The organism is Pseudomonas sp. FYR_2 (assembly GCF_043106425.1).
GTDB lineage: Bacteria > Pseudomonadota > Gammaproteobacteria > Pseudomonadales > Pseudomonadaceae > Aquipseudomonas > Aquipseudomonas monteilii.
Window position 1 is genome coordinate 1 of the sequence record NZ_JBICMM010000043.1, and the last position, 14,188, is coordinate 14,188.

Annotated in this window: 15 protein-coding genes and 1 pseudogene; 10 read left to right on the top strand and 6 right to left on the bottom strand. The window is 61.8% G+C overall.

Annotated features, from left to right (window positions below):
- A partial coding sequence (locus ACF8R4_RS18515) for a hypothetical protein (protein WP_392493126.1) occupies positions 1-689 on the bottom strand: 689 nt, incomplete at its 3' end.
- A gap of 240 nt (positions 690-929) precedes the next feature.
- Between ACF8R4_RS18515 and ACF8R4_RS18520 the strand changes: the two genes are divergently transcribed.
- On the top strand, positions 930-1,916 hold the full coding sequence (locus ACF8R4_RS18520; protein WP_060499393.1) for a DNA-binding protein: 987 nt from the start codon (positions 930-932) through the stop codon (positions 1,914-1,916).
- Positions 1,917-1,924: 8 nt separating this feature from the next.
- Here the strand turns inward: ACF8R4_RS18520 and ACF8R4_RS18525 are convergent, their stop codons facing one another.
- On the bottom strand, positions 1,925-2,434 hold the full coding sequence (locus ACF8R4_RS18525) for a GNAT family N-acetyltransferase (protein ID WP_060499394.1): 510 nt from the start codon (positions 2,432-2,434) through the stop codon (positions 1,925-1,927).
- Positions 2,435-2,448: 14 nt separating this feature from the next.
- Complete coding sequence (locus ACF8R4_RS18530) at positions 2,449-3,165, bottom strand: MgtC/SapB family protein (RefSeq protein WP_060499395.1); 717 nt, start codon at positions 3,163-3,165, stop codon at positions 2,449-2,451.
- Positions 3,166-3,562: 397 nt separating this feature from the next.
- Between ACF8R4_RS18530 and ACF8R4_RS18535 the strand changes: the two genes are divergently transcribed.
- Positions 3,563-4,030, top strand: a complete 468-nt coding sequence (locus ACF8R4_RS18535; protein WP_060499396.1) for a sterol desaturase family protein — start codon at positions 3,563-3,565, stop codon at positions 4,028-4,030.
- Between the two features lie 15 nt (positions 4,031-4,045).
- Here the strand turns inward: ACF8R4_RS18535 and ACF8R4_RS18540 are convergent, their stop codons facing one another.
- Positions 4,046-4,939 carry a bile acid:sodium symporter family protein gene (locus tag ACF8R4_RS18540; protein WP_392493129.1) on the bottom strand — a complete coding sequence of 298 codons (894 nt, stop codon included), beginning with the start codon at positions 4,937-4,939 and terminating at the stop codon, positions 4,046-4,048.
- Positions 4,940-5,123: 184 nt separating this feature from the next.
- On the opposite strand from ACF8R4_RS18540, the gene ACF8R4_RS18545 reads away from it, so the two are divergent.
- The 8 genes and pseudogenes from ACF8R4_RS18545 to ACF8R4_RS18580 all read left to right on the top strand — a co-directional run bounded on the left by ACF8R4_RS18545 (position 5,124) and on the right by ACF8R4_RS18580 (position 10,761).
- Positions 5,124-5,987 carry a Dyp-type peroxidase gene (locus ACF8R4_RS18545; protein ID WP_060499398.1) on the top strand — a complete coding sequence of 288 codons (864 nt, stop codon included), beginning with the start codon at positions 5,124-5,126 and terminating at the stop codon, positions 5,985-5,987.
- 88 nt (positions 5,988-6,075) lie between these two features.
- The gene (locus ACF8R4_RS18550) at positions 6,076-6,984 is read left to right on the top strand and encodes an aldo/keto reductase (protein WP_060499399.1); all 909 of its coding nucleotides are present in this window, start codon (positions 6,076-6,078) and stop codon (positions 6,982-6,984) included.
- Between the two features lie 4 nt (positions 6,985-6,988).
- Entirely contained in the window at positions 6,989-8,272 is a 1,284-nt protein-coding gene (locus tag ACF8R4_RS18555; RefSeq protein ID WP_392493132.1) for an NTP/NDP exchange transporter, read from the top strand.
- Positions 8,273-8,476: 204 nt separating this feature from the next.
- Positions 8,477-8,602 (top strand): annotated as a pseudogene (locus ACF8R4_RS18560) (general stress protein); the annotation flags it as partial.
- Between the two features lie 117 nt (positions 8,603-8,719).
- On the top strand, positions 8,720-9,307 hold the full coding sequence (locus tag ACF8R4_RS18565) for a nucleosidase (protein ID WP_060499401.1): 588 nt from the start codon (positions 8,720-8,722) through the stop codon (positions 9,305-9,307).
- 142 nt (positions 9,308-9,449) lie between these two features.
- Positions 9,450-10,001, top strand: coding sequence for an ATP-dependent Clp protease proteolytic subunit (locus ACF8R4_RS18570; RefSeq protein ID WP_060499402.1), 552 nt, complete (start codon positions 9,450-9,452; stop codon positions 9,999-10,001).
- Positions 10,002-10,166: 165 nt separating this feature from the next.
- Positions 10,167-10,376: a general stress protein gene (locus tag ACF8R4_RS18575; protein ID WP_060499403.1), complete on the top strand. Its 210-nt coding sequence runs from the start codon at positions 10,167-10,169 to the stop codon at positions 10,374-10,376.
- Between the two features lie 115 nt (positions 10,377-10,491).
- Positions 10,492-10,761: a DUF6555 family protein gene (locus ACF8R4_RS18580; RefSeq protein ID WP_060499404.1), complete on the top strand. Its 270-nt coding sequence runs from the start codon at positions 10,492-10,494 to the stop codon at positions 10,759-10,761.
- Between the two features lie 66 nt (positions 10,762-10,827).
- Here the strand turns inward: ACF8R4_RS18580 and paaZ are convergent, their stop codons facing one another.
- Both paaZ and ACF8R4_RS18590 read right to left on the bottom strand, forming a co-directional pair.
- On the bottom strand, positions 10,828-12,882 hold the full coding sequence (gene paaZ, locus ACF8R4_RS18585) for a phenylacetic acid degradation bifunctional protein PaaZ (protein WP_104834712.1): 2,055 nt from the start codon (positions 12,880-12,882) through the stop codon (positions 10,828-10,830).
- A gap of 37 nt (positions 12,883-12,919) precedes the next feature.
- A complete protein-coding gene (locus ACF8R4_RS18590; RefSeq protein WP_060499406.1) occupies positions 12,920-14,152 on the bottom strand; it encodes an OprD family porin in 1,233 nt (410 codons plus the stop codon).
- Positions 14,153-14,188 lie beyond the last annotated feature (36 nt).

Below are 14,188 nucleotides of genomic sequence, written 5' to 3' on the forward strand. Positions count from 1 at the left end.
TAGATGGCGAAAGGCACTGGCTCGCTGGCATTGGGGTGTGCTTTGGCACCGTCGGCCATCGACGATTCGGCTGCGGTGTACATCACGGCGCTACCTGCGTCTGAGAACTGACCGGCCAGCTCGCCGCGCAGCGTTCCTCTTGGGGGGGAAGTATCAGGCAGGCGAACCCCATTTCGCTTTGTCAGCTCTTTTAGAAGCAGCGCGCTGTCGTAGCCACTGCCCACGGTTTCAATACAGGTGCCCTTGGACAGCCGCAGCATGAGTTTGCCGTCATCGGCAATATGGAATTGAGCAGGATTATCAAAAAACGGCAGTTTGACGGTCAGTTGCGCATCCGTCGAAGGGTAACGTTGGTGAGCGTCCCACACGCGCTGACTGGAAGAACCAGGCTGCCTGCGGGTTTTAAAACCTAAATCATAGAGCACAGGCACGTTGACGAGCAGATCACGCTCCTGAAAACGCATCGAGGCACTGCCGAGGTCGATGGCCCCAAATTTCCAGTAGCCGTTTTCGGTGGCTTCCTCATAACTGACCTTGTCACTGACCTTGCCGGTGTGACTGCTGTGATAGCGGTCCCAGTGAAGGTTGAGCGTTTCCTTGCTGAACAAACCAAAAAACGGCGGATTGCTGAGCGATTGGTGATCCGCCGCCCCATCAGGGTCTTGCTCGTTTTCAATGGTGTGCTTCATTTACTACCTCCTGCCCAGTTGACTTGCACGAAACTGGATTTGAGCAAGTGGTATGGGTTCGCACAACTGGCAGAAATGACAGGTGCCTGCGTACAGCTGATTGGCGGCTGTTTCATCTATCACATTCGATAAGCCGTGATTATTCTTCCTTAGGAAACATTTGCAGGTGAGCGTTGTTATGGCCATAATCAGTACGTAATTACATGCTACATAACACAGTACAAAATCGTAGGAGCACGCATGGCCCGGGGCGGTATCAACAAGGTGGTGGTTCAGCAGGCACGTCAGGCGTTGATTGCCCGCGGCGAGAACCCCAGCATCGATGCCATACGTATCGAGCTGGGCAATACCGGCTCGAAAACCACGATTCACCGCTACCTGAAGGAATTGAACGGCCAGCAACCCGTGGCATCCGAAGGCGGCGCGGCGCTAAGCGATGTGCTAAGCCGCCTGGTCGGGCAATTGGCCACGCAGCTACAAGATGAGGCCGACCTGAAGATCGAACAGGCCGAAAGCACCTTCACCCAACAGCGAGAGCAGCTTGAGGCCCAGCTGGAAATCGTCCGTCAGGCCCTGGCGGCAGCGCAGCAGCAGCATCAGATCGATGCAGCGGCCTTGGCCGACGAGACGGAAAAGCGGTTGACCACGCAAAGCACGCTGCAAGCCGAACAGCTGCGCAGCGCCAGCCTCAACCAGTCACTGGGTGAGTTGCAGGTGCGCCTTGCCGACAAGGACGAACAGGTGAAGTCACTGGAGGACAAACACTGCCATGCCCGCGATGCTCTGGAGCATTACCGCAATGCCAGCCGTGAACAGCGCGAGCAGGAACAGCGCCGTCATGAAGCACAACTGCAGCAGATGCAGGTGGAAGTGCGCCAACTGCAGCAGGGCATGATCGTCAAGCAGGACGAGCTGACCCGCTTGCACCGCGATAATGAGCGTTTGCTGGGTGAGCACCGCCAGGCCGCCAGCGAGTGCCGGGCGCAGGACGAGTTGCTGGAGCAACGCGATGCGCAGATCCAGGGCTTGCGGACGATCCTGGCCCAGGCACAAGGTGCCAGCGAAGAAATGCGCCGGCAGCTGGATATGCAAGCGCAGCACCTGGAAACCAGGCGCGACGTGTGCGCGGAACAGGCGCGGCAGTTGCTGCGGTATGAAGAGCAGTTAAAAGAACGCGATGCGGCGTTGGCGCAATGCAGGGCACAGCTGCCGGCACATGCAGAGTGACGGGCCGTCTAATGTTCGACGTAACGGCGCATTGCACAACGCTCAGTGAGGCCGTGCGCACGTTCATTGGCCAGGATTTCCCGTAACCGGGGGCTCAGCAGCCGCTCATCGAGCACCTCGAACCCGAACCGTGCATAGAAGGGCGCATTCCAGGGCACCTTGGCAAAGGTGGTCAACGTGAGCTCGCGCAGGCCTGCGTCACGCGCGGCATCAGCCACTTGCTGCAGCAAACGCCGCCCCACGCCTTGCCCTTGAACCTCCTGGCGCACCGATATTTCATAAAGGTGCAGAGCCTGCCCTTCACGCCGGGCACAAGCAAAACCGGCAAGCCACCCATTATCGTCCTCGGCCACCCAGCTACCGCCCGCGTCGACGAAAGCCCTGTGCGCAACGCAATCCATCACATCACCTTGCGCCAGCCAGGCCAGCGTTGGCCAGCCGGCAAACGCCTGGGCTGCCGAACGCTCTACGTCCGGCAGGTGTTGAATATCGCGCTTGAGGGTAGGGCGGATACGCATGAATCACTCCTGTTTCAGTAATCCGCCGCCAGTGCCTGCGGCTGTAATTGCCAGCGCACCGAGCTTACACCTTTCTCCAGGCTCACCCGGCTGACCAGCCGCTCCAGTTGCGCGGGTGCCTGCGCGGTGCCCAACAGCTCGGCGCGTACTTCCAGGCGCGGCGGGCTGTCCAGGTCCTGGCTTTGCAGTGACTGCAGCCGCAGTTGCGGATCGCCCAGGCTGTGCAGCATCAGGCTGCGCACCTGGATTTCGTCCTCGGCACGGCAGACGATTCGCACTTCGAAGTGCTGCTCCACCTCGCTGGCCGGCACCACGTCCTGACGGTCCAGCCGCTGGGCGATATCACGCAGCAGGATATTGGCACATAGCACCACCAGGCTACCCAATGCCGCCTCCAACAGCAGCCCAAGGCTGCACAGCACACCCACTGCCGCCGTGCACCACAAGGTGGCTGCAGTGTTCAGGCCTCGTACGTTGAAGCCGTCACGCATGATCACTCCACCCCCGAGAAAGCCGATGCCCGACACCACATAGGCGGCGACGCGCGATGCATCGGTAGGAGCCATGCCTGGCACCGCCTGGGTCATCAGCACGAACAGGCAAGCACCGGTGCTGACCAGCGCATTGGTGCGCAGCCCGGTCAGGCGTTGGCGCAATTGCCGTTCGGCACCGATCAACGCCCCCAACAGCAAGGCAATGCTGACGCGCAGCAGAAATACCTTCCAATCCATAGCAAACCTCTTGCGCAGGCATACACCCGCATGAACGCCATCAGTTGGCGCGGTTGAAAAACCAGAACAATGCGCAGGACCACGAGGAAGGGAGGAAAAGCGGGGGTTACAGGAAACCACCGTCTTGCCAGGGCGGCCAGACAGTGCAGGACACTGCCGGGCTAGTGCGCCACGCGGGCCTGTCGCAAGCGACTGGGGCTACTGTCCAAGGCAGGTCTCCTGTTGAGGAAGGCAAAATTGCGTCGCGGACCATACGCCCCGGGGCAGAGCAGGTCAAGGGCGAAAACATGACAAGGGCTTCATCCTTGAATGGCCTGCAGCCGGTCACGCCCGCATGGAAAAAAACTTGGGCAGCCGTTAACCTTGCGCCTCTCTTTGCCATCACCCGGACCGTTCCATGCTGTTCAATCTCGCCGTACTGTTCGGCACCCTGGTGGCCATGGAGGGCGTTGGCACGCTGGCTCACAAGTACATCATGCATGGCTGGGGCTGGTGGCTGCACCGTTCACACCATGAGCCTCAGCTGGGCATGCTTGAAACCAATGACCTGTACCTCGTGGCCCTGGGCCTGATCGCCACGGGACTGGTAGCGCTGGGCAAAAGCGGTTATGCACCGTTGCAGTGGGTGGGCGGTGGGGTGGCAGGGTACGGGGTGCTGTACGTGGTGGCCCATGACGGTTTTTATCACCGGCACTGGCCGCGCAAGCCTCGGCCGGTCAACCGCTACCTCAAACGCTTGCACCGGGCGCATCGGTTGCACCATGCTGTGAAGGGGCGCACGGGAAGTGTCTCGTTCGGTTTCTTCTATGCGCCCCCATTGAAGGTGTTGAAGCAGCAGCTGCGCAGCAAACGCAACCAGCGGTAACTACCTGAACGGGCCTCAATTCACCGTTTCGCCTTCGGGTTGAGCCGCCACATGCCCACGGCTTACCCACCAGCCAAACCCCGCTGCCGTAAAGAACATGATCAGGCTATACAGCGCCGCCGGTACCGCCATGGTCGCGTTGTTCAGCAGCGAAGGGCTCAACGCCAAGGCAATGGCCAAGGTCCCGTTATGGATGCCGATTTCCATGCCAATGGCAATGGCCTGGCGTTTGGGAATATTCAACAGGCGCGGCACCCAGTAACCCACTACCAGGCTCAACAGGTTGAACAGCAGCGCCGCCAGGCCCACCACCGGCGCATACTCGACCACGGTCTGCCAGTCCTTGGCCAGGGCCAGGACGATGGTGAAGGCGAGGAACAGCGCGGCCACCAGCTTCATCGGTTTTTCCATACGCGCGGCGAAAACCGGGGCGAAATGGCGAATCAGCATGCCCAGTGCCACCGGCAGCAGCACAATGGCAAACACCTGCATCACTTTGGCAAACTGCAGCGGAATGGCTTGATCCGAAGCCATGAACCAGCTCAACGACAGGTTCACGAGCAATGGCATGGTCAGGATTGCGATCAGCGAATTGACCGCCGTGAGGGTGATGTTCAGCGCCACATCGCCATGGGCAAGGTGGCTGAACAGGTTGGCCGTGGTGCCGCCTGGCGAGGCCGCCAACAGCATCAGCCCTACCGCCAGGGCCGACTCCAGGCCAAAACCGTTGGCGATCAGGAAACACACCAGCGGCAGCAGCAGGATCTGGCAGGCCAGGCCCACCATCACCGGTTTGGGGTACTTCACGACGCGAGCGAAGTCCGCCAGGGTCAACGACAACCCAAGGCCGAGCATGATGATGCCCAAGGCGAGCGGCAGAACGGCGGTGAGCAAGGGCGAGGCTGTCATGGGCAATCTCTTGGGCGAAGGATCTCGAGGAGTGTAGGCAGGCGCGGATTGATAGCTAATCGCAAAGGGCCCGCTATTGGTAACCATTTGTTACCAAGCGCAGCGGCTGGCCGGGCTGCATGCCGCGTTGCAGTAGGCCTGCAGGCGCAGTAGCATTTCTGTTTTTACCAAGGATTAGCCTGTCATGCCGTTCCAGCAAGGTCTGCTTGCCAACCCTGTGCCGGCCCATGCCCGTCACCTGTTCTTCACCCTGCAGTCGCCCGAAGCGTTGCCAGCTGCGCTCGATGCCTTGCTGCCGCAGGTCGATGGCGAACAGCTGCTGCTCGGTGTCGGCGCCCCGCTGGCCAAGGCCCTGGGCCGCGAAGTGCCGGGCCTGCGCGCCTTCCCGCTGCTGGACGCCGCCGTTGAAAACCCGAGCACTCAGCACGCCCTGTGGCTGTGGTTGCGCGGGAACGAGCGCGGCGACCTGCTGCTGCGCGCCAACGCCCTGGAGCAGGTGCTGGCACCGGCCCTGCGCCTGGCGGACAGCGTTGATGGCTTCCTGCACCGTGGCGGCCATGACCTGACAGGCTACGAAGACGGCACCGAAAACCCGGTGGACGAAGATGCGGTGCAGGCGGCCATTACCAGCGATGGTTCCAGCTTTGCCGCGTTCCAGCTGTGGAAGCACGACCTTGACTACTTCAAGTCGCTGCCCCAGGCCGACCAGGACAACATTATCGGCCGCCGCCTGAGCGACAACGAAGAGCTCGACGATGCGCCCGAGTCCGCACACGTCAAGCGCACCGCCCAGGAAAGCTTCGAGCCCGAGGCGTTCATGGTGCGTCGCTCGGTCGCCTGGGCCGACCAGCGCGGTGCCGGCCTGGCCTTTGTCGCCCTGGGCCACAGCTTCGATGCATTCGAGGTACAACTGCGGCGCATGAGCGGCCTGGAGGACGGCATCATCGACGGCCTGTACCGCTTCAGCCGGCCACTGACCGGTGGCTATTACTGGTGCCCGCCGATGGGTGACGCGGGTGTCGACCTGAGCCAGCTGCTGCAGGCCTAATCACTAAACATCCAGATACAGAAACACCCGCTGGCGCGGAGCAGAGCGACTAGCCTTGAAAGTTTCCGATTCATGACGGGAGCTTTCCATGTACGCACGTCGTGATGTCCTACGCGCCAGTGCCGCCTTGAGCTTGCTGGCGGCGGCCCCTTGGCTGCATGCTGCCAGCCCGGCCGGCTTGCTGACCCGTAAAGTGCCGTCCTCCGGTGAAGCGTTGCCGGTGATCGGTGCCGGTACCTCGGGCAGCTTCGAAGTGCACGCTGGCTCGGCTCAGTACGAGCAGCTCAAAATCGTGCTCAAGGCCTTTTTCGAAGGCGGTGGCCGGGTGATCGATACGTCGCCCAATTATGGGGGGGCCGACAGCGTACTTGGCCAGTTGCTCGAGGAGGGTGGCTGGCACCGGCAGTGCTTCATAGCCACCAAAATCGCGGCCAACAGCAGGTCCGAGGCCGGAGCACAGTGGGCCGGCAGCCTGAAGAGCCTGCGTACCGACAAAGTCGACTTGCTGCAAATTCACAATCTGCGTGAGTGGCAGACCCAGCTGCCCTATGCCCGTGAGCTGAAGCAGCAGGGCAAGACCCGTTACGTCGGCATCACCCATTACCTGAACAGTGGCCAGGATGAAGTCGCCCGCATCGTGCGAAGCGAGCCGCTGGACTTCATCCAGATCAACTACTCGGTCAACGCCCCCGACGCAGCCCGCGAACTGCTGCCGCTTTGCCAGGACAAAGGTATTGCGGTGCTGATCAACCGCGCTTTCGACGATGGCCGCCTGTTTGCCAGGGTCAAGGACCGGGCGTTGCCCGGCTGGGCCGCAGAAGCAGGCATCGGTAGCTGGGCGCAGCTGTTTCTGAAATTTGCCATCAGCCATCCTGCGGTGACCACGGTCATCCCTGCCACCGGCCGGCCCGAACGCCAGCTCGACCAACTCAAGGCCGGGCATGAACCCCTGCTTAGCCAGGCGCAGCAACAGGCGCTGATCAAGCAGTTTGCCTGACTCCATGCAAGCGTGGCGGCGGCGGCTCGATCAAGGCCTGAACATCAAGCCCGGCGAAGGGCCGGCGGTCATCGCCGGCTTGCTGCTGTTCTACCTGCTGTTCACCGGCTACTTCATGCTGCGCCCTGTGCGCGAAACCATGGGTATTGCCGGTGGGGTGGACAACCTGCAGTGGCTGTTCACCGGCACCTTCATCGCCACCCTGGCGTGCCTGCCATTGTTCGGCTGGCTGGCGTCCAGGGTGCAACGCAGGCTCATCCTGCCGTGGACCTATGGCTTCTTTGCCAGCAACCTGCTGCTGTTCGCCGTCCTGTTCGCAGTCGCCCCTGACGACTTGTCGGCGGCTCGGGGCTTCTACATCTGGCTGTCGGTATTCAACCTGCTGACCATCTCCCTGGCCTGGAGCGTACTTGCTGATCTGTTTTCCACCGCCCAGGGCAAGCGTTTGTTCGGCCTGTTGGCCGCTGGGGCCAGCCTGGGCGGGCTGAGTGGCCCCCTGCTGAGCACGTTGCTGGTGGCGCCGCTAGGCCATGCCGGGCTGCTGGTGCTGGCGGCGGTATTGTTGCTGGGCAGCAGTGGCGCGGCCCTGTTCCTGCAACGCTGGCGAGCACGCCAACGTCTTCCGGAACAACCCCAACGCTCGGGATCGCGACCTTTGGGCGGTAACCCGTTTGCCGGTGCCACCGCGGTACTGTGCTCGCCGTATCTGCTGGGTATCGCACTGTTCGTCGTGTTGCTGGCCAGCGTCAGCACCTTCTTGTATTTCGAGCAGGCACGCATCGTCAGCGAAACATTTGCCGATCGCACCCGGCAAACTCAGGTATTCGGCGTGATCGACACCGTCGTGCAGGCATTGGCCATCCTTACCCAGGTATTCCTCACGGGCCGCCTGGCGCGTCGGTTGGGCGTGGGGGTATTGCTGGTAGCGGTGCCGCTGGTGATGGCTGTGGGCTTTGTGTGGCTGGCGCTGGCACCGGTGTTCGCAGTATTCGTGGTGGTCATGGTGGTGCGCCGAGCTGGCGAATACGCACTGGTGCGGCCTGGGCGGGAAATGCTGTTCACGGTGCTGCCGGCCGAGGACAAGTACAAGGCCAAGAACTTCATCGATACGGTGGTCTACCGGGGTGGCGATGCCTTGAGCGGATGGGTCAAGCGGGCACTGGACGTGATGGGCGAGCACCCGCAACTGGCGATGCTGACCGGCGCATTGATTGCCCTAGGCTGGGCAGTGACCGGCGGCTGGCTTGGCCGCCGACAAGCACGCCTGGATAGCCCGCCGCACGACTGACAGGCGCCCCAAATATGGCGTTGTCGCTTATTTAACGCCACCGGTCCGAACCCTTCGCAATAAACCGAATCCCCCGAGGGGGCCGTACTCACAACCTGTGTACGGCAACGTGCCGTGCACATCCAAGTCATACGAGGTTTCAAGACCATGGCCAACAAAGAAAACAGCCGTACTGGCAATCAACAAGGCAGCCAGGGTGGTAGCAAGAACCCGGGCAACTTCGCCAACGACCGTGAAAAGGCTTCCGAAGCCGGGCGCAAGGGCGGCCAGTCTTCGGGCGGCAACATGCCCCACGATAGCGAGTCGGGCCGTAAGGGCGGCCGCTCGTAAGTGACCTGATGGCAGTGCCGGGGCGACCTGGCACTGCAATGAACCGGGGGTTTGCAATTAGCCAGGGTTGGCCGACAATGGCGGCGCCCTTTGCAGCCACCCGGAATCATCTGCTCCATGATGCTGATCAAGCAATTCCCTGACATTTCACTGGATGACACGCTATTCGTCTTCGCCCTCGAGGCCGAGGCTGGCAATGTATTCAGCGAGGTGCGTACCGTATTCACCGGTATTGGCAAAGTGAATGCTGCCATCGCCCTGACCAAAGCCATTGCCGCGCACCGCCCAAAGCTGATCGTGAACCTGGGCTCGGCGGGCAGCCAGCGCCATGGCAAGGGCGAAGTGGTGTGCTGTAACCGCTTCGTGCAACGCGATATGGACGTGACCCCACTGGGCTTTGCCCGTTATGAAACACCGCTGTCGGACATCCCGGTGGTTCTGGAGCACGGCACCGCAATCCCGGGCCTGACGCTGGAAACCTGTGGTAGCGGTGACAACTTCGAGATCAACCATGGCGATGCGCCTTATGACGTGGTCGACATGGAAGCCTATGTGCTGGCGTTGATCGCACGCGACGAACGCATTCCGTTTGTATGCCTTAAGTACATTTCCGACGATGCCGGCAGTGAAGCTGCAGATGACTGGGCGGTGCAGGTGCATCTGGCGGCTGAGGCGTTCAAGCGGGTGTTGTTCAGCCGCGTGTGACCTGCGTCGCAACGCCAGGCCAGACGGCCGCTGCAGGGCGTTGCACCAACAGGGTGAGGTCGGGTTGAACTTTGCGGCGGTTGACGTTTCCACCGCATACACGCCAAGCCCAAGGAATGACCTGCCAACCCTGGAGGCAAACATGGCACGACATATCATCCATTTCACCGGGCCTATCAACTCGTCAACCTGCGGCAACCTGGTCAATACCTGTTCACGGGCGTTGCAGCAGGGGGCCGATGTACTGCAATTGAACATCGCCACCATGGGAGGCGAGTGCAGCTACGGGTTTACCCTGTACAACTTCCTGCGGGCGTTACCGGTCCAGGTGCAGACGCACAACCTGGGCACGGTGGAGTCCATGGGTAATATTCTGTTCTTGGCCGGGGAGCGGCGTACGGCATGCAGTTACAGCAAGTTCCTGTTCCACCCGTTTCATTGGACCTTGCATGGCTCGGTGGACCATTCACGGATGGCAGAATATGCCATGAGCCTGGATTACGATTTGCGCTTGTATGCGCAGATCGTCGCCGAACGAACCGAAGGCGCCGCTGAGGTACTGGATGTGCCGCGGTATCTGATGGCCTATCCGCGCATCTTGGGGCCACGGGAGGCGCTGGAGAACGGGATGATCCATGCCATTGATGAAATGCCGATCGATGTGGATGCGGTCCAGTGGAGTGTTCATGCTTGACGGTCAAAAGCCGGCAGCTTTGCCGCGCAAAAATTTTGCCCGTGGGAGTTTCGTGCCGCTCGTCACCTGCGGGCAAAACGATTGAGCAGACCTTGCAATTGGCGGCTCGGAAGTAGGGCATGGTACAGGCCATGCAACCGCCAATTCCTCGCAAGGAGTAATGACATGGCACTGGATCAAGCGCAAACCGGCCAACGTGGTGGCACCAAGGAAACCAACCCAGGCAACTTCGCCAACGACAGGGAGCGCGCCTCCCGCGCCGGACAAAAGGGAGGGCAGGCTTCTGGCGGCAATTTTGCCAATGACCGCCAGCGGGCATCGGAAGCGGGCCGCAAAGGGGGGCAGAACAGTCATGGGCGTAGCCGCAGCCAGTGACTGAATATCCCCACCGTAGGGTAACGGGTTCTAATTGTTCGACAATTTTTTGAATTATCTGGCCCTGCCCGAATCAATCAGGTTGTCATCCATGGAGAAGAGGAGGCCCCCTGCGATGCCTAGCCCACAACTGTACATCATCGATTACCAACTGCATGGCCAGCCGCGCAGTTTCATCATTCGTCTGGAGCGGTTGGACAATGCCGAGGCCTGGCATTGGGCAAGTTGCGATGCGGGCATTGGCATCATTCCCAAGTTCGGCCGCGAGAAGATCAGAAAGATCAGCCGACCCATGGCCGAGCGCTACGGCATTACCGCCGTGACGTGGCGGATTTCGGGGAGCAAGCCGAACCCGTCGGTGGTCGACCCGGCGGCAATGCGTTGAGGCCATACCTGAAGCTGCCGGCCACTTCGCGGTTGAACCGGTGAAGTGGCCGGGGAGGTCAAGCCATCACTCCGGCTGCTTCAACACCAGGGTCAGGATGTCATAACTGGCCACCAGCTCACCCAGCTGGTTCGTGACTTCAACATCCCACGCCACCACACCCTGCGGCTGGCCCAGCGGGCTGGTCTTGCCCTGGTCGATCTTGCGCTTGCAGGTCAAGCGCGCCTGGATGGTGTCGCCGATGCCCACTGGGTTGATGAAGCGCAGGGTGTCCAGGCCATAGTTGGCCAACACCGGCCCGGCACCTGGCGACACGAACAGGCCGGCTGCCGCCGACAGCACGAAGTAGCCATGGGCAATGCGCTTGCCAAACTGCGATTCCTTGGCCGCGATTTCGTCGAAATGCATGTAGAAGTGGTCACCCGAGAGGCAGCCGAAGTTGACCAGGTCGGCTTCGGTCACCGTGCGGCGGTGGGTCAGCAGCGACTCGCCGATGCGCAGCTGCTGGAAGTAGCGGCGGAACGGGTGGACTTCGGTTTCGATCACTTCGCCACCGCGTACGTATTCGCCGGTGATTGCCGTGAGCATGCTCGGCGAGCCCTGGACAGCGGCACGCTGCAGGTAGTGCTTGACCGCACGCAGGCCACCCAGCTCTTCACCACCACCGGCCCGGCCAGGGCCGCCGTGCTTGAGTTGCGGCAGTGGCGAACCGTGGCCGGTGGACTCCTTTGCGGCCTCGCTGTCGAGCACCAGCAGGCGACCATGCCAGGCAGCCGCCACCGGAATGGCCTTGGCAGCCACGCTACGGTCGGCGGTGACCAGGGTTGCCACCAGGCTGCCTTTGCCCCGTGCGGCCAGCGCCAAGGCTTCGTCAAGGTCATCGTAGGCCATCAGCGTGCTGACCGGGCCAAACGCTTCGATGTCGTGCGCGCCGCCTTCGGCGTGCGGGTCGCGGGCTTGCAGCAGGGTCGGTGCGAAGAACGCGCCCTCGGCCACACCTTCGCCGCGCGGGGCAAAGCCATCGCTGGCGCCGAACAGCTGGTCACAGCTTTGCAGCAGGCTGCGTACCCGCTCGGCCACGTCGTGCTGCTGGTCGTGGGAGGCCAGGGCACCCATGCGCACACCTTCCAGCGAGGGGTCGCCAACCACGACTTTGCTCAGGCGCTCGCGCAAGCGTGTTGCAACGGCGTCGATGTGCCTGGCCGGCACAATGGCCCGGCGGATGGCCGTGCATTTCTGCCCGGCCTTGGTGGTCATTTCACGTACCACCTCTTTGATATACAGATCGAACTCTTCGCTGTCCGGGCTGACGTCCGGCCCGAGGATGGCACAGTTCAGCGAGTCCGCCTCTGCGGTGAAAGGTACCGAGTTACGTATCAGGTTCGGCGTGACGCGCAATTTGGCAGCGGTATCGGCAGAGCCGGTGAAGGTCACCACATCCTGACCTTGCAGGCGGTCGAGCAAGTCGCCTGTGCTGCCGATCACCAGTTGCAGGCTACCTTCCGGCAGCAGGCCGGAGGCGTTCATCAGGCGTACGACGGCTTCGGTCAGGTAGCTGGTGGAGGTCGCAGGCTTGACGATACAAGGCATGCCGGCCAGGAAGGTCGGCGCGAATTTTTCCAGCATGCCCCAGATGGGGAAGTTGAACGCGTTGATGTGCACCGCAACGCCTGCACGCGGCACCAGGATGTGGCTGCCGGCGAAGTGGCCTTGTTTGCCCAGCGCAATGGCAGGGCCTTCGTGCACCAGGTTGCCCGACGGCAACTCACGGCTGCCAATGCCCGCGTACGAGAACAACGTGGCGTTACCGCCCTCGATGTCGATCCAGCTGTCGGCACGGGTAGCGCCGCTGTGGTGGGACAGGGCGTAAAGCTGTTCTTTGCGTTCGGCCAGGTACAAGGCCAGGGCTTTGAGGCGCTGGGCGCGTTGCTGGAAGTCCATGGACATCAAGCTGGAAAGGCCACGGGCTCGGGCATAGTCCACGGCTTCGGCGAAGTCCGGGCGCTCTTCATGGCTGTAGGCAAGCACGTGGCCGTCGAGGGCACTGCGCAGGGCCTGAGCGCCATGCTGGCCCAGCCAACGGCCGGCAATGAAGCTTTGCAGGGTAGGGGCGGCAGACATGCTGTTCTCCATGCTGTTCAAATGTAGGGGCGCGCTGTTACCACAGCGCCAGGGTGTAGCCGATGATCAGGCGGTTTTCGTCCACGGCATTGGTCAGGCCGTTGCCGGAACGGAAAGTGACATTGCGCCAGCGCAGGCTCACGTCCTTGAACGGGCCGCTCTGGATGACGTAGGTGATGTCGGTGTCGCGTTCGCGCTCGCGGCCATTGCTGACGGTGGCGGTTTCGGCGTGGCGGCCGTCGGTGTAGCGGGTCATGAAACTCAGGCCGGGGATACCCATCGCCACAAAGTCGTAGTCATAGCGCACTTGCCATGAGTCCAGCCCGGCACGGGTGAAGGTGTTGTAGGTGACCAGGTTGACCGTGAACGGGTCGCCGCCGTTGACGAACGGGAAAGCGCTGTTGCCGGACATCTGCTGCCAGGTGGTGGTGAACTTGTGCGCCCGCACACCGAGGGTGAACATGGCGTTGAAGTTGCGGTTGTCGATGTTGCCGGCACGCTCGGCGCCGTCGTTGCGGCTGTCGAAGTACCGCAGGTCGCTGCGCAGGCTCACACCTTCGCTCAATGGGCGGGTATCGATCAGGCCCACGAATTGCTGGCGGTAGATGTCTTCGAGTTTGGCGTAGTAGTAGCTGACGCTGGTTTGCGGGGTGATGGCATAGCTGCCACCGCCGAAGTCCAGGTGATCGCTGGTGGCAGCGCCATAGCCGATGTCGTCCCGGCCCGAGGAATCGCGCAGGTTGGCCTTGGTCAGGCGGCCGGCGTTGAAGGTGAGGCCATCAAGGTCCTGGCTGGTCAACAGGCCACCCTGGAAGGTGGACGCCAACAGGCGGGTGTCGTTGTAGACCACCACCGGCAAGATGGGTTGCAGCGTGCCCAGGCGCAGTGTGCTTTTGGACACGCGTACTTTGCCGGTCAGGCCCAGTTCGCTGTAGTCGTCGACCGGTTCATGGCTGTTCGGGCCAAAGGGCAGCAGGCCGGTGTTGCGGCGATCGCGACTGGAGTCGAGTTTGATACCCAGCTGGCCCATGGCATCAACACCAAAACCGACCGGGCCTTCGGTGAAGCCCGACTCCAGCTTCGCGGTCAAGCCCTGGCCCCATTCCTCGGCCTTGGCCTGCGGGGCATTGCTTTGGCGGAAGTCGCGGTTGATGTAGTGGTTACGCAGCTCCAGCCGTGCGTGGCTGTCGCTGATAAAGTCTGCCATCGCTGGCAATGGTAATGCGAGGGTGGCCAGCCAGGCAGCTGACATGAAGTGCGTGCGGTTCATTGTTGTTGTTTTACCCGACATGGTTGTTCGTCCTTG